The following is a 13,807-nucleotide window of genomic DNA, read 5'->3' as shown; positions in this document are numbered from 1 at the left end:
GTTACAGGAACGCCCGGGCCGCCGGGCGGTCTATAAGCCGATCCGTTTCGATGTTCCTATAATGGGTCTCGTCCTCGCACGAGAAGCTGCTTCCTCATGTCCCGTATTCTCCTGAAGGTCGCCGGCGTTCTGGCCGGGCTGGCCGTTTGTGGCGCCCTCCTGGTGGGGCTGGCGCTGGCCCTCGCCTACCCGAACCTGCCCGACCTCGACGCCCTGACCGACTACCATCCGAAGATGCCGCTGCGGATCTACACCGCGGACAATGCCCTGATCGGCGAATTCGGCGAGGAAAGGCGCAACGTCGTGCGCATCCGCGACGTACCCGATGTACTCAAATCGGCGATCTTGTCGGCAGAAGACGACCGTTTCTACCAACATGGCGGCATAGACTGGTCCGGCGTCATGCGCGCGGCCCTCACCAACATGGTGAACCTGTCCAAGAGCCAGGGCGCCAGCACGATCACCATGCAGGTGGCCCGGAATTTCTACCTGTCGTCGGAAAAGACCTGGACCCGCAAGCTCTACGAAATCCTGCTGACCTTCAAGATCGAGGCCAACCTGACCAAGGACCAGATCCTGGAGCTCTACATCAACCAGATCTACCTGGGCCAGCGCGCCTACGGCTTCGCCTCGGCGGCCCGCATCTATTACGGCAAGCCGCTGTCGGAGATCACCGCCGCCGAGGCCGCGATGCTGGCCGGCATTCCCAAGGCCCCGTCGCGCTACAACCCGGTGGTCAACCCGACCCGCGCCAAGCTGCGCCAGCAATACGTGCTGCAGCGCATGCTGAGCCTGGGCTATCTGACCGAGCCCGAATACCGCGCCGCCCTGGACGAAAAGCAGCAGGTCCGGCAACTGGGCGGAGAATTCGGCGTGCGCGCCGAATACGTGGCCGAGCTGGCTCGCCAGCTGGTCTACGACATCTATAAGGAAGAGACCTACACCCGCGGCCTGAACGTCTATACGACCGTGAACCGGGACATGCAGGATGCCGCCTACGATTCGCTGCGCGACGGCGTGCTGGACTACGAGCGCCGCCACGGCTACCGCGGCCCCGAGGCCTTCGTCGACCTGCCCAATGGCATCGACAACAACCCCGAGAAGCTGAACGAGGCGGTCGACGACGCCCTGAACGACTATCCCGACAGCGATACCCTGCTGTCCGCCGTGGTCCTGGCCGCCGATGCCAACAAGGTCCGCGTGGCCCGCAGCTCGGGCGAGATCATCGACATCACCGGCAAGGGGCTCAAGTTCGTGCAGCCGGCGCTGTCGGCCAAGGCCCAGCCTTCGGTGCGCATCCGCCGCGGCGCCATCGTCCGCATCCTGAAGACCGGAAACGAGTGGGAAATCCTGCAAACGCCCCAGGTCCAGGCGGCCTTCGTCTCCACCGACCCGCAAAACGGCGCCATCCGCGCCATGGTCGGCGGCTTCGATTTCCACAGCGGCAAGTTCAACCGCGTCACCCAGGCCTGGCGCCAGCCCGGCTCCAGCTTCAAGCCCTTCATCTACGCGGCTTCGCTGGAACGGGGCCTGACTCCCGCCACCATCATTTCCGACGATCCGTTCGTGCTCGAAGCCTCGGCCACCGGCTCGCAGCGCTGGGAACCGAAGAACTACGACGGCAAGAACGAGCCCCCCATGACCATGCGCCAGGGGCTGGCCAAGTCCAAGAACATGGTGTCGATCCGCGTGCTGCAAAGCATCGGTCCGCAGTACGCCCAGGACTACATCACCCGTTTCGGCTTCGACGCCGCCCGCCACCCCGCCTACCTGACCATGGCGCTGGGAGCGGGTTCGGTCACGCCGCTGCAGATGGCCGGCGCCTATTCCGTCTTCGCCAACGGCGGCTACCGCGTCACCCCCTACCTGATCGACAAGGTCACCGACAGCACCGGCCGCGTCCTGATGCAGGCTCGCCCGACCAAGGCGGGCGACGAATCGCTGCGCGCCATCGACGCCCGCACGGCCTACATCGCCGACTCCATGCTGCGCGACGTCGTCCGCACCGGCACCGCCCGCGCCGCCCTGTCGCTCAAGCGCCAGGACGTGGCGGGCAAGACCGGCACCACCAACAACTCGGTGGACGCCTGGTTCGCCGGCTACACCCCCGGCCTCGTGGGCGTCGCCTGGCTGGGCTACGACCAGCCCCGCTCGCTGGGCGTGCGCGAAACCGGCGGCGGCGCCGCCATGCCGATCTGGCTGAAATACATGCAGCGCGCGCTCAAGGACATCCCCCAGCGCGAACAGCCCATGCCCCCCGGCATCATCGTGCAGAACGGCGACTACTATTTCGCCGAATTCCCGCCCGGCCAGGCCGTCGCCACCGTAGGACTGCCGCCCCCCTCGACCGATCCCATGTCGCGGCTGATCGACAGCCTGGGCAACCTGATCAATGGCAATGGCGGCAGCTCGGGCAGCACCAGCGGCGGCGGCAACACCCGCCCGGAATACCTGCCCTGACCGCCCCTACGCCCGCCCGCCATACCCCCACGGGCGGCCACCACCACAAGACGCCGCAGGCTGGGTCCGGGGCGCCGAGAGGCCGGACGGCGCATTCGGTGCCCCGGACCAGCCGTGTTTAGAACTCACCGAACCGGCAGTTCCTCTACCACAATCTCCTCCCCCGACTGCTCGGAACAAATCCGCGACAACGCCCGCGCCAGTTCCTCGCCAGACCGCGTATCCAGCCACTTCCCGTCCTTCAGGCGATAATGGAACCCGCCGCTGCGCGCCGCCACCCACATTTCCTGCATGGGCGCCTGGCTGTTGATGACCGCCTGGCTGCGATCGGCGAAGGTCAGCGTCAGCACGTTGCCGCTGCGCGTCGCCTCGATATCGATGTCGCGCTGCTCGAACCACACGTCGGCCTGCCGCTCGATGGAATCCAGGATGGCGTCGGCCAAGGCAAGAAACTCGCTTTCGTTCATAATTTCGACTATGTCCGACATGAAACCCACGCGCCCTGCGCGCGCCGCATGCCCAGACCCCTCGTTGGTTGCTGATACCGGCATTGTAGCCATCGGCGCCCGGCCGGCCGGGCGCCGCCTGGCTCCCCTGCTGGCGGTCCTGCCGCTCGCGCTGCTGGCCGCCTGCGGCATCAAGGGCCCGCTCTACCTGCCTGCCCAGCCGGCCCCCACGGCGCCCGCGCCGGCCGTGCAGCCCGCCCCCGCGCCGGTGTCCAAGACCACGGGCGACGTCGACGACATCTCCCGGCGCAACGAATCCATCTCGCATACCCCCCTGACACAATGACCACCCCCGCTTCCCTGCCCACTCCGGTCGGCAGCCCCCACTTTGCCTATCGCGACGGCGTGCTCCACGCCGAAGGCGTATCCGTGGCCCGGCTGGCCGACCAGCTGGGCACGCCGCTGTACGTCTATTCGCGCGCCGCGCTGCACGCCGCCTACGACGCCTACCGGCGCGGCATCGGCTCGCGCGACGTGCTGGTCTGCTACGGCATGAAGGCCAACTCCAACCTGGCGGTGCTGCGGGAATTCGCGCGCATGGGAGCCGGATTCGACATCGTGTCCGCGGGCGAGCTGCAGCGCGTGCTGGCGGTGGGCGGCGATCCGGCCAAGGTGGTCTTCTCGGGCGTAGGCAAGCAGGCCGCCGAAATGCGCCTGGCGCTGGAAGCGGGCGTCAAGTGCTTCAACGTCGAATCCGTGCCCGAACTGCACCGCCTGTCCGAGGTCGCGCAGGCGATGGGCAAGCGCGCGCCGGTATCGCTGCGCGTGAACCCCGACGTCGACCCCAAGACCCATCCCTACATCTCGACCGGCCTGAAGGAAAACAAGTTCGGCATCGCCATCGACGACGCCCCCGCGGCCTACCGGACCGCGGCCTCGCTGCCGGGGATCGAGATCGTGGGCGTCGACTGCCACATCGGCTCGCAGATCACCGAGACCGCCCCCTTCCTGGACGCGCTGGACAAGCTGCTCGACCTGCTCGACAAGCTGGCGGCCGACGGCATCCGGGTCGAGCACCTGGACCTGGGCGGCGGCCTGGGCATCCGCTACGCCGACGAGACCGCGCTGGCCCCCGCCGACCTGCTGTCCCGCGTGTTCGAACGCATCGACGCACGCGGCTACGGCTCGCGCCAGATCGTGCTGGAACCCGGCCGTTCCCTGGTCGGCAACGCCGGCCTGCTGGTGACGCGCGTGGAGTACCTCAAGCCCACGGAAGCGAAGAATTTCCTGATCGTCGACGCGGCCATGAACGACCTGATCCGCCCGACGCTGTACGAGGCCTACCACGGCGTGCTGGCCGTGGCGCCGCGCGCGGACGAGGCCACCGGACGCTACGATGTGGTCGGGCCGGTGTGCGAGAGCGGCGACTGGCTGGCCAAGGACCGCGACCTGGCCGTGCGCGAAGGCGACTACCTGGCCGTGGAATCGGCGGGCGCCTACGGCATGGTCATGGCCAGCAACTACAACACCCGCCCGCGCGCCGCCGAAGTCATGGTGGACGGCGACCACTACCATGTCGTGCGGGCGCGCGAAACCGTCGAGCAGTTGCTGGCGCTGGAATCTACCCTGGGCTGACCGGGTCCGCGCGGCCCAGTCCTCGCCAACCCGCGCAGGCCGCGCGCAGCGCATCGGCGACCTGGCGGGCCTGCGGCGTGGGCGAACGGTGGACGTGCAGCAGCACCTGGGTGCGGGCATCGCACTCGGCCAACGCCACCAGGCGCACCTCGGCGCGCGCGTCGGCCGCCATGTCCGCCGGCACCAGCGCGACGCCGAACCCCAGCTCCACCAGCCGCAGCAGGGTCGCCTTGCGGGACACCGCCTGCGCGGCCAGGGGAAAGAACCCGGCCTGCCGGCACAGTTCCACCACCCGATAGCTCAACCCGCCCCGATGGGCATGCGGCAGCGACACGAAGCGTTCGCCGCGCAGGGCATGCAGCGGCACCGCGTCCCGCCCCGCCAGCGGATGTTCCGCCGGCACGGCCAGCACCAGCGCTTCCTCGTACAGGACCTCCGTCAGCACGTCGGGCAGCTGCCGTAGCACCGGCGCGCGGGCCAGGCCCAGGTCCGCGCGTCCGTCCTGGATGTCCTGCGCCTGCTGCTCGGACGATGCGGACGAGATCGACAGGCTGACACCGGGCTGGCGCGACAGGTGGCGCCGCAGCGGCGCCAGCAGCGACCGGCCCAGCGGCACGGAACTGGAATGCAGCAGCGCCACGCTGCCCTGCACGCCGCGCTCGGCCTGGCGCGCGCGGCCCGCCATCTCGCCCAGCCCCGCCAGCATGCGCACCGCGTCCTCGTGGAAGGCCCTTCCCGCCGCCGTCATTTCCACCTGTCGCGTGGTGCGCGCCAGCAGCGCCACGCCCACCTCTTCCTCCAGCAGCTTGATCTGCCGGCTCAGCGCCGACTGTGCCACGTGCAGCCGCTCGGCCGCCTCGCTGAAGCTGCCGGCCTCGACGATCGCCACGTAGTATCCAAGCTGCCTGACCGAGAACATTTATCGCGCGATGAGATGGATGAGGCCTGATTTTAGAATTGGACCGCCACGCGCGCAGGGCTCAGACTGCTGCCGTTGCCCCGATCGAGCCCAGCCGTGGATGCCCTTCTCTTCCTGCTTCCCGTTCCGCTTTCCCAGTTCGCGCTGATGTTCGCCGGCGTGGCAGCGGCCTACGTCATCTTCGGCATGGCGGGCTTCGGCACCGCGCTGGTCGCCGGCCCGCTGCTGGCCAACTTCGTGCCGGTGGCCACCATCGTACCGCTCCTGGCCTTGCTGGACTTCGCCGCGGCCACCACCAGCGTGGCGCGCGACGTGCGCCACGCGTCGATGGGCGAGCTGCGTCGGCTGGTACCGGCGATGGTGCTCGGCAGCCTGGTGGGCGCCGTCGTCCTGCTGCGCAGCCGGCCGGACGCCCTGCTCCTGTTGCTGGGCGTGTTCGCCATCGCCTACTCGCTGTATTCCCTGAGCGGCTTTCGTCCGCACCGGACGCTGCCGCCAGGGTCGGCCTATGCCTTCGGTACGGTGGGTGGCGTGTTCTCCGCGCTGTTCGGCAGCGGCGGTTTCATCTATGCCATCTACCTGGCCGGCCGCCTGCGGGACAAGAACGACATTCGCGTCACGCAAAGCACCCTGATCGGCCTGGCCACCTTCACGCGCGCCGTGTTCTTCCTGGCGGCCGGCGTCTATGCCGACACCGGACTGCTGGCCACCGCGCTGATGCTGGCGCCGGCCATGCTGCTGGGCACCTGGGCAGGGCGGCGGATCACGCTGGCGCTGAGCCGCGAGGCCTTCCTGCGCCTGGTGGCGCTGGTCGTGCTGGCCTCGGGCGCGGTCCTGGTCTTGCGCTACTTCGCATCATGACCGCCGGCGGCATCAGCCCAGCGCACCGGCGATCTTGCGCTCCTGCTCCTCGCGCACGGCCGAGCCGAAAGTCTGCTCGAACCATCCGTCCTTGACCAGCTTGAGCACCAGGCTGTTGTCCACGACCTTGCCCAGGTCCAGCTTGCGCACCGCCGGCGTCTGCTCCGCCAGCCGGTCGATGGTGGCCTGGATGGCGGCCTTGGAAATCAGAGGTACGCGGTCGAGCACGTTGCGCTTGACGTAGATGTCGTAGACCCGGCTTATGTCGGCCTCGCTCTCGGGCTGGTCAAACGCCTTGAAGGTCGCCACGGCGAAGGCCTTGTCATCGTAGAAACGCTTGATCGCCTCGGCGTGGGCGCGGATCAGGCCCTCGGCCCGGCCTCGCTGCTCGGCCAGGTAGCTGCGTTTGTGGAGGAAGGCCGTGCTGACGTAGATGTCCTCGTGGTCGGGCAGCTCGGTCAGCACCTTCAGGCCCTGGGTTTCCAGCTTGAAGTACGACGGCGCCGTCAGCAGCCCGGCATCCACCTGACCGCCCAGCAGCATGCTGGCGCGCGACGCGGCATCGGTGCCGGTCGACACCCATTGCACGTCGTTGGGCGCGAGGCCGTACTTGCGCAGCAGCTCGACGGTATAGAAATACGGCGGGCTCGGTGCGCTTCGTCGATGCCACCGACATGGTCGACCACATCAAGGCCATCAAGAGCGCCGACGAGATCGAGGCCATCGGCCGCATGGCGGCCATGCAGGACGAGGTACTGCAGGCCCTGGCCCGCCACATCCGCCCCGGCATGATGGATTTCGAGGTCGCCGCCTACGCCCAGTACGCGGGCCAGCTGCGCGGCAGCGAACAGGGGCTGTTCATCGGCTCGTCCTCGCCCGCCGGCCGAGCCGCGATGTACAAGCCCCGCCACCAGCAAGGCAGGGAGATGCGCGAAGGCGACGCCTTCACGCTGCTGATCGAGAACAACGGCCCGGGCGGCTACTACGGCGAACTGGCCCGTACCTTCGTGCTGGGCAAGGCCTCGCAGGAACTGCTGGACACCATGGCCCTGCTGGTCGAGGCCCAGCGCCACACGCTGGACCACCTCAAGCCCGGCGCGATGCCCGCCGACATCCTGGCCGCCCACAACGCCTTCATGCGTGCCCGCGGCATGCGCGAGGAAACGCGCCTGTATGCCCACGGCCAGGGCTACGACATGGTCGAGCGTCCGCTGATACGCGAGGACGAGACCATGCCCATCGCCGCCGGCATGAACATCGTGGTCCACCCCGGCCATGCCACCGCCAGCGTCTTCACCACCGTCTGCGACAACTACATCATCGGCCCCGACGGGCCGGGGGAATGCCTGCACAAGACCCCCAAGACCGTCATCGAGCTCTGAGCCCGCCCGCCGCGCCCCGGCGCGGCGCTTCGCCGCATCACCCCTGCCCTTCCCCTTCTGGAGGCACGCCATGCAACGCAACGGATCGACCCCCTACCGCCTTCCCGCGCGATACGCCCTCGCGTCCACCCTGGCCGCCGCGACCGCGCTTGCCGCCCCCGCGGCCCACGCGCAACGCTACCCGGACCGCCCGGTACAGGTCATCGTGCCCTACGCGCCCGGCGGCAGCGTCGACGTGATCGCGCGCTCGCTGGCGCAGAAGCTGACCGAACGCATGGGCCAGACAGTGTTCATCGAGAACCGTGCCGGCGCCGGCGGCACGATAGGCGTGGGCGCGGTCACGCGCGCCAAGCCCGACGGCTACACGCTGCTGCTGACCTCGCTGGGCGCGGTGACGGTGACCGTGCACCTGACCAAGGCCGGCTACGACCCGCTCAAGGACCTCGCCCCCATCTCGCTGCTGGCGACCAGCGGCCTGGTGGTGTCGGTCAAGGAAGACTCGCCCATCCGGTCGGTGCGCGACCTGATCGCCGCCGCCAAGGCCAAGCCGGGCGCCCTGAGCTATGCCGTGACCGGCGTCGGCAGCCAGACCTTCCTGGCGGGCGAATTGCTGAAGCGTTCGCTGGACCTGGACATGGTTCCGGTGCAGTACAAGGGAGGCGGCCCCGCCGCGGCCGCCGTGGCGGCGGGCGAGGTGCAGGCCGGCATCACCGATTCCGGTCCGATCCAGCCGCTGCTCCAGTCCAAGCGGGTGCGCGTGCTGGCCGTGACCGGCAGCCAGCGGGCCTCGGCCATGCCCGACGTGCCGACGATGGAAGAAGCCGGCGTGCCGGGCTTCAAGATCGACTCGGCCATCGCGCTGTTCGCGCCGGCGGGCACCCCGCCCGAGATCGTCGACAAGCTCAATGCCGAAGTCGCCGCCGCGCTGAAATCGCCGGACCTGATCGACCGCATCCATGCCGCCTCGCACGATCCCAAGCCCAACAGCCCGGCCGAGATGAAGACCATGCTCAAGTCGGAATTCGACCGCTGGGGCGCGATGGTGCGCGAAGCCGGCGTCAAGCTGGAATAGCGCCATGAGCGGACTCGAGCTCAGCTTCGCGGCGGGTCCGTACGACCGCCTGCAAGGGCTGTACGACGGCAGCGTGGCGATCGACGGCGTGCGCATCGTCCCGCACGTGCGCCAGCGGCCGGTGGACATCTTCAGTCCCATGATCGAACACGGCGCCTTCGACGTCGCCGAGATGTCGCTCACGCACTGCTACGCGCTGACCGCGCAGCGCCGCGCCAACTTCGTCACGCTGCCGGTGTTCCCGTCGCGCATGTTCCGCCACGGCTTCATCTTCGTGAACGAGGACGCGGGCATCCGGTCGCCCGCCGATCTCGCCGGCAAGCGCATCGGCGTGCAAGGCCACCAGATGACGGCCGCGGTCTGGATCCGCGGCCTGCTGCGCGACGGCTACGGCGTCGACCTGGCGAACGCCGAATGGTACGAAGGCGGCGTGAACGAATATGGCGTCGCCGGCGGCGACATCATGGAGCTGCGCCCCAGCCGCCCGTTGCAATGGCAACGCATCCCGGCCACCACATGTCTGTCGGACATGCTGGCCCAGGGCGGCATCGACGCGCTCATCGGCGCCTTCATCCCCCGCTCGTACGGCAGGCACCCCGCCGTGCGGCGGCTGTTTCCGGACTACAGGCGCGTGGAAGCCGCCTACTACGAGGCGACCGGCGTGTTCCCCATCATGCACGCCCTGGTTCTGCGCCGCGATCGCCACGAGGCGCATCCGTGGCTGGCGCCCGCGCTGGTGCGGGCGTGCGAACAGGCCAAGGACCAGGCCTGGCAGCGGCTGCGATTCAGCGGCGCGCTGGCCGCCACGCTGCCCTGGCTGATGGACCACGTGGAAGAAACGCAGGCCGCCTTCGGCGCGGATCCCTGGCCCTATGGCGTAGCGCGCAACCGCGCGACCCTGGAGGCCTTCTCCGCCATGCTGCATGCCGATGGCTACCTGGATCGCGCATGGTCCGCGGACGAGGTGTTCGCGCTACGCTGACGCGCGACAGGCGCGCCGGGGCGTGGCCCACGTGCGCGAAAAGCCTTAGCATGGAGGCTTCGCAGCCAATATTTAATTAATCGCTTATGAAATTGGTCAGCGGCCGCCGGGGCGCCCCCGCAGCCCAAACCAGGCGCAAGGCCGGCCAGAAGGGCCCCGGCCGCCCCGAGGGCACCAGCGTCGTCCGGGACGACATACTCGATGCGGCGGAAGAACTCTTTTCCAACCTGGGCTACGCGGGTACCACCTTGCGGGAGATCGCCGACCAGGCCAAGGTCACGCAGGCACTGATCAACTACTACTTCGGTTCGAAGTACGGCCTGTACGAAGCCGTGTTCATGCGCCGCAGCCAGATCATTTCGCAGCAGCGCCTGGAGAACCTGGCGCAGTTGCAGGCCAAGCCTGGCCGGCCCAAGGTACGCGATGTCGTACAGGCCTTCCTGATGCCCACGCTGGCCTTTCGCGCGACGCCCGAGGGGCGGTCGTTCCTGCGCCTGCAGGCCCGCCTGCACACCGAACCGCCGCAGATTTCCTACAAGCTGCGAACCGACGCCTACGGCAGCTCCACGCGGCTCTACGTGGACGCGGTGCGCAAGGCACTACCCAACCTGCCGGAGCTGGACGCGTACTGGCGCGTCACCTTGATGGTGGGTACCTATCTGTATGCGTTCTCGGATACCCACCGCATGGAAGAAATGGCGCCCCCGGGTCTTTACGATCCGGACGACACCGACAGCCTGATCGACCAGGTCACCCGCTTCGTGACCGGCGGCATGCAGGCCCCCTAGCGCGGGCCGGGGCGCCCCCCGGCCTTTCAGTCGTCCAGCCGGCGGAGCAGGTCGGCGTAGTCCATGACCTCGGCGTACTTCTGCGCCATGTCGAACAGGCTGGCCTCATGAGGTCCGACGGCGCGGTCGCCCACGCAATCGGCCAGCACCACCGGCCGGAAGCCCCAGCACATGGCATCGACCACGCTCGCGCGCACGCAGCCGCTGGTCACGCAACCGGCCACCACGAGCGTGCGCACGCCCCGCTGCGTCAGCCACGGGGCAAGGCCGGTGGCGAAGAATGCCGACGGCACGTTCTTGCGCACCACCAGCTCTCCCGGCAGGGGCGCAAGTTCCGGCACGATGGCGCTGGCCGGCGCGGCTTCGGTCAGGCCCAGCATTCCCGGCACCTTGGCGGAAAAGACATTGGCATCGGCGCCATCGTCCGCGTAGACGATGCGCGTGTGAGCGACGGGCCAGCCGCGTCCGCGCGCCAGCGCGAGCAACGGACGCGTGGCCTCGATGGCCGCGGGGATGTTGCCGCCGCCGAAGATGGCCGGATCGGCGAAGCCGTTGACGAAGTCGACAACGAGCAGGCCGAACGGAGGCTCGGGCACCAGCCCCGCGCCGAAACCCTGGCGGGCGTAGACCGCGCGGTCGTTGCCGTCCTTGCTCATGATGCGGCCTCCGCCTCGGCCAGCCGCTCCTCGATCAGGCGGCCCTCGGCCACCACCTCGCGGCCGTCCAGCGACACCGTGCAGCGGCGCAGCGGAATGTCCATGTGGCACGCGGTGCTGCGGGACCCGCCCACCTCGTTGTTGGGCCCGAGCGAGAACAGGAAGTTGCCGGCGTAGGCGCGCGCATCCATGCCTATCGTGGCCTCGCGATCGTACAGCCCCAGCGTGGACCAGCGCGCGCGGTTCTGCGCCCCCCAGCCGATGTGCGACATGGCATAGGCTTCCGGGTCGTTGAAGGATTCCATGTAGTCGCTGAGCAGTTCGGCGTCCATGCCGCCCGTGATGGACGTGACGTAGCCGTCCTCCACCTCCATCACGATGGGATCGCTGACGTACGACTTCATCGGCAGCAGGATGTCGCCCTTGTCCACCACGATGCGGCCGCGCGTGGCCCGCTCGTTCGGCCAGGTCAGGGCGAAGCCGCTGGGCCAGTGGTCCCAGCGGCCCGGCTCGTCCACGAAGCCGTACTCCTTGACCACCGGGAACTCGCCCAACGGACAGACCAGGTCGGTACCCGCCGCCGACGTCACCCGCATCTCGCGCGAACGTTCCAGCAGCGCCCCGCAGGCCAGCACGCGTGCGCGGTCCGCTTCGTTGGGGACCATGCGCAGCAGGATCTCGGGCGGCTCGACGGCCAGCAGGATCTTGCCTCCCCCTTGCAGGATGTCGTGCTGCTCGGGCGAGAAAAGCAGGGTCATCAGATCGACCACCAGATCGCTGGCCTTGAGCGCGGCGATGGCCGCGCGGTTGCCGCTCAAGGGCGTGGTGCCCAGGTAGGCCAGGGAATCGCGGCTGAGCGATTTCTCGCCGTTGACGGGCGCCAGATCCAGCCGGTTGACGCGCGCGCCCAGCAGCCCGGCGGCGGTCATCGCGCAGCGCAGGGTCTGGGGATGGGTCACGCCCTCGGTGGTCAATACCGTGACGGTGTCGCCGCGCTTCAGGCGCGACAGCGTCAGGACCTGGGTCCATGCCTGGATCAAATCGGAATCGCTGACAGCCATAGCGTGCTCCTTGCTAAACGGGGGTTCCCAGAAAGGTGCCAAAGCCCTGGAAGAAGCCTTCCTCGTCATCCCAGGGGATCATGTGCCCGGCCGTCGGCACGGTCCGCACTTCCAGCCCGGGCATCAGGCTGCGGATCTCGTCGACGTCGGCCGCCTCGATGACGCCTCCCTTGCCCGCGACCATCAGCAGCGCGGGCACCGCGATCGCCGGCAGGTCGGCATGCATGTCGTGCGTGCCGAAGGCGTGGTAGGCGCACACCACGGCGTCCTCGTCGCAGGTATGCAGCCATTCGGCACGCAGGCGCAGTTGTGCCTCGGTCCAGGTAGGCGAGAACGGCTTGAGCTTTTCCCAGTCGGCGCCTTCCCGCATGAGCCGGATGGAATCCACGTACCAGTCGATCCTGGCCGGATAGGGCCGGCGGCCCGGTCCCGACACCGGCGGGTCCACCATGACGAGGCGCGCCAGCCCTTGCGCGTGGTGCGCGGCCACGATGGCACCGATACGCGCGCCCATCGAATGCCCGACCAGGAAATAGTCCGCCAGCCCCAGCGCCTGCGCGAAGGCGCCCACGTCGGCCGCGCAGGCCTCCAGGCTGTAGTCCATGCCCGGCGCCGTCTCGGACAAGCCGCGTCCCCTGACGTCGAGCACGTAGGTGTCGAACTGGCGCCCCAGCCGCTCGGCCACGAACGCCCAGGTCACCGCGGGGCTGGTGATGCCTGGCACCAGCACCAGGGGCCGGCCCTTGCCGCCGAAACGCAGATAGTGTTGGCGTATGCCGTTGGCGCGCACGTTGGCGCCGTAAAGAAAAGTGCTGCTCACGAATGGCTCCCTAGTAACGGCCCGACAGCAAGGCCCCGGCCCCGGGCACGATGGGCTCGAGGTCCAGCGCCTTGAGCATGGCGTAGGTGGTGGCGACGGCCGCGGTCACGGCCGGCTTGCCGGTCAGCGCCTCGACCCGGGCGATGACCGGCAGCGACGGCATCTGCACGCAGGCGGACAGCACGACGGCATCCACGTCCGAGGTATCCATCGAGGCGACGATGTCCGGCAGCCGGCCTGGATCGTGCCGCCCCACTTCCAGGTTGTCGGGAATCTCCAGCGCGCGCCATTGGGTCACCTGGACGCCCTCGCTTTCGATGTAGCCGATCACCAGCCGGGTCAGCGGCACCATGTAGGGTGCGACCAGGGCGATGCGCCGGGCGCCGAGGATCTTCAATGCGTCCACCAGCGCGCCCGCGCTGGTCACGACCGGGGCGGCGCCGCCGTTCTCGCGGGTACGCTGGCCGAGCCGCGCCTCGGACTCGCGGTGATAGCCCGTGCCCATCGCCATGATGGCCACCAGGCAGGCGTAGCCCAGCACATCGACCCGGGCGTCGCTCAGCTCCAGGGCGCAGCGGTCGGACTCGGCGTCCATCGCGGCCAGTTCTTCCTTCGTGACGTGCTTCATGCGCATGCGCGCCGAATGGAAGGTGAACCGTTCCGGCCGGATCTGCTCGCGCAGCCGCAGCATGGCCGGAATCTCGGTCTCCATGGTCGTGTTGGAA

General features: G+C 68.8%; 15 protein-coding genes. 8 read left to right on the top strand and 7 right to left on the bottom strand.

Annotation, left to right across the window (positions count from 1 at the left end):
- The first annotated feature begins 96 nt into the window (after positions 1-96).
- Positions 97-2,460: a penicillin-binding protein 1A gene (locus N5K27_RS03310; protein ID WP_087841553.1), complete on the top strand. Its 2,364-nt coding sequence runs from the start codon at positions 97-99 to the stop codon at positions 2,458-2,460.
- A 125-nt stretch (positions 2,461-2,585) separates the two neighbouring features.
- Here the strand turns inward: N5K27_RS03310 and cyaY are convergent, their stop codons facing one another.
- Positions 2,586-2,927, bottom strand: a complete 342-nt coding sequence (gene cyaY, locus N5K27_RS03305) for an iron donor protein CyaY (protein WP_087841552.1) — start codon at positions 2,925-2,927, stop codon at positions 2,586-2,588.
- A gap of 64 nt (positions 2,928-2,991) precedes the next feature.
- Here cyaY and N5K27_RS03300 point away from each other — a divergent pair, with 64 nt between their 5' ends.
- Together N5K27_RS03300 and lysA are read left to right on the top strand one after the other, a co-directional pair.
- Positions 2,992-3,252 carry a lipoprotein gene (locus N5K27_RS03300; RefSeq protein ID WP_243724385.1) on the top strand — a complete coding sequence of 87 codons (261 nt, stop codon included), beginning with the start codon at positions 2,992-2,994 and terminating at the stop codon, positions 3,250-3,252.
- A complete protein-coding gene (gene lysA / locus N5K27_RS03295; RefSeq protein WP_279814645.1) occupies positions 3,249-4,541 on the top strand; it encodes a diaminopimelate decarboxylase in 1,293 nt (430 codons plus the stop codon). The genes N5K27_RS03300 and lysA overlap by 4 nt, the downstream gene beginning before the upstream one ends.
- Here lysA and N5K27_RS03290 read toward each other — a convergent pair.
- The gene (locus N5K27_RS03290; protein ID WP_087841549.1) at positions 4,528-5,460 is read right to left on the bottom strand and encodes a LysR substrate-binding domain-containing protein; all 933 of its coding nucleotides are present in this window, start codon (positions 5,458-5,460) and stop codon (positions 4,528-4,530) included. The two genes, lysA and N5K27_RS03290, sit on opposite strands and share 14 nt — an antisense overlap.
- Before the next feature lie 96 nt (positions 5,461-5,556).
- Here N5K27_RS03290 and N5K27_RS03285 point away from each other — a divergent pair, with 96 nt between their 5' ends.
- Complete coding sequence (locus tag N5K27_RS03285) at positions 5,557-6,321, top strand: sulfite exporter TauE/SafE family protein (protein ID WP_243724386.1); 765 nt, start codon at positions 5,557-5,559, stop codon at positions 6,319-6,321.
- A 12-nt stretch (positions 6,322-6,333) separates the two neighbouring features.
- Here N5K27_RS03285 and N5K27_RS03280 read toward each other — a convergent pair whose 3' ends face one another.
- Entirely contained in the window at positions 6,334-6,939 is a 606-nt protein-coding gene (locus N5K27_RS03280) for a hypothetical protein (protein WP_254914703.1), read from the bottom strand.
- Positions 6,940-6,971: 32 nt separating this feature from the next.
- Here N5K27_RS03280 and N5K27_RS03275 point away from each other — a divergent pair, with 32 nt between their 5' ends.
- The 4 genes from N5K27_RS03275 (at position 6,972) to N5K27_RS03260 (ending at position 10,545) form a co-directional block, all read left to right on the top strand.
- Positions 6,972-7,703: a M24 family metallopeptidase gene (locus N5K27_RS03275; RefSeq protein WP_279814643.1), complete on the top strand. Its 732-nt coding sequence runs from the start codon at positions 6,972-6,974 to the stop codon at positions 7,701-7,703.
- A 70-nt stretch (positions 7,704-7,773) separates the two neighbouring features.
- Entirely contained in the window at positions 7,774-8,775 is a 1,002-nt protein-coding gene (locus tag N5K27_RS03270) for a tripartite tricarboxylate transporter substrate binding protein (RefSeq protein WP_165963030.1), read from the top strand.
- Between the two features lie 4 nt (positions 8,776-8,779).
- Positions 8,780-9,757: a 4,5-dihydroxyphthalate decarboxylase gene (locus tag N5K27_RS03265; protein WP_087841545.1), complete on the top strand. Its 978-nt coding sequence runs from the start codon at positions 8,780-8,782 to the stop codon at positions 9,755-9,757.
- A gap of 86 nt (positions 9,758-9,843) precedes the next feature.
- Positions 9,844-10,545: a TetR/AcrR family transcriptional regulator gene (locus N5K27_RS03260; protein WP_087841544.1), complete on the top strand. Its 702-nt coding sequence runs from the start codon at positions 9,844-9,846 to the stop codon at positions 10,543-10,545.
- 26 nt (positions 10,546-10,571) lie between these two features.
- Here the strand turns inward: N5K27_RS03260 and N5K27_RS03255 are convergent, their stop codons facing one another.
- From N5K27_RS03255 to N5K27_RS03240, 4 genes are read right to left on the bottom strand one after another with little or no spacing between them, the layout of a single operon-like run.
- A complete protein-coding gene (locus N5K27_RS03255; protein ID WP_132979125.1) occupies positions 10,572-11,201 on the bottom strand; it encodes an isochorismatase family protein in 630 nt (209 codons plus the stop codon).
- Positions 11,198-12,262 (bottom strand): 2,5-dihydroxypyridine 5,6-dioxygenase, encoded by a 1,065-nt coding sequence (locus N5K27_RS03250; RefSeq protein WP_279814638.1) that lies wholly within the window; start codon positions 12,260-12,262, stop codon positions 11,198-11,200. The genes N5K27_RS03255 and N5K27_RS03250 overlap by 4 nt, the downstream gene beginning before the upstream one ends.
- 13 nt (positions 12,263-12,275) lie before the next feature.
- The gene (locus tag N5K27_RS03245) at positions 12,276-13,082 is read right to left on the bottom strand and encodes an alpha/beta hydrolase (protein WP_087841541.1); all 807 of its coding nucleotides are present in this window, start codon (positions 13,080-13,082) and stop codon (positions 12,276-12,278) included.
- A 10-nt stretch (positions 13,083-13,092) separates the two neighbouring features.
- Complete coding sequence (locus N5K27_RS03240; RefSeq protein ID WP_279814776.1) at positions 13,093-13,794, bottom strand: Asp/Glu racemase; 702 nt, start codon at positions 13,792-13,794, stop codon at positions 13,093-13,095.
- Between the last annotated feature and the right edge of the window lie 13 nt (positions 13,795-13,807).

Source organism: Pigmentiphaga sp. GD03639, assembly GCF_029845405.1.
Lineage (GTDB): Bacteria > Pseudomonadota > Gammaproteobacteria > Burkholderiales > Burkholderiaceae_B > Pigmentiphaga > Pigmentiphaga daeguensis.
The sequence above is the reverse complement of the archived record's forward strand: the minus strand, read 5'-3'. Positions and strand labels throughout refer to the sequence as shown.

What these genes read in the sequence shown, in the direction of transcription:
- N5K27_RS03240 (WP_279814776.1), bottom strand. Translation starts at nt 13,794, where the DNA reads ATGGAGACCGAGATTCCGGCCATGCTGCGGCTGCGCGAGCAGATCCGG.
- N5K27_RS03310 (WP_087841553.1), top strand. Translation starts at nt 97, where the DNA reads ATGTCCCGTATTCTCCTGAAGGTCGCCGGCGTTCTGGCCGGGCTGGCC.
- N5K27_RS03250 (WP_279814638.1), bottom strand. Translation starts at nt 12,262, where the DNA reads ATGGCTGTCAGCGATTCCGATTTGATCCAGGCATGGACCCAGGTCCTG.
- N5K27_RS03290 (WP_087841549.1), bottom strand. Translation starts at nt 5,460, where the DNA reads ATGTTCTCGGTCAGGCAGCTTGGATACTACGTGGCGATCGTCGAGGCC.
- lysA (WP_279814645.1), top strand. Translation starts at nt 3,249, where the DNA reads ATGACCACCCCCGCTTCCCTGCCCACTCCGGTCGGCAGCCCCCACTTT.
- N5K27_RS03260 (WP_087841544.1), top strand. Translation starts at nt 9,844, where the DNA reads ATGAAATTGGTCAGCGGCCGCCGGGGCGCCCCCGCAGCCCAAACCAGG.
- N5K27_RS03255 (WP_132979125.1), bottom strand. Translation starts at nt 11,201, where the DNA reads ATGAGCAAGGACGGCAACGACCGCGCGGTCTACGCCCGCCAGGGTTTC.
- cyaY (WP_087841552.1), bottom strand. Translation starts at nt 2,927, where the DNA reads ATGAACGAAAGCGAGTTTCTTGCCTTGGCCGACGCCATCCTGGATTCC.
- N5K27_RS03265 (WP_087841545.1), top strand. Translation starts at nt 8,780, where the DNA reads ATGAGCGGACTCGAGCTCAGCTTCGCGGCGGGTCCGTACGACCGCCTG.
- N5K27_RS03270 (WP_165963030.1), top strand. Translation starts at nt 7,774, where the DNA reads ATGCAACGCAACGGATCGACCCCCTACCGCCTTCCCGCGCGATACGCC.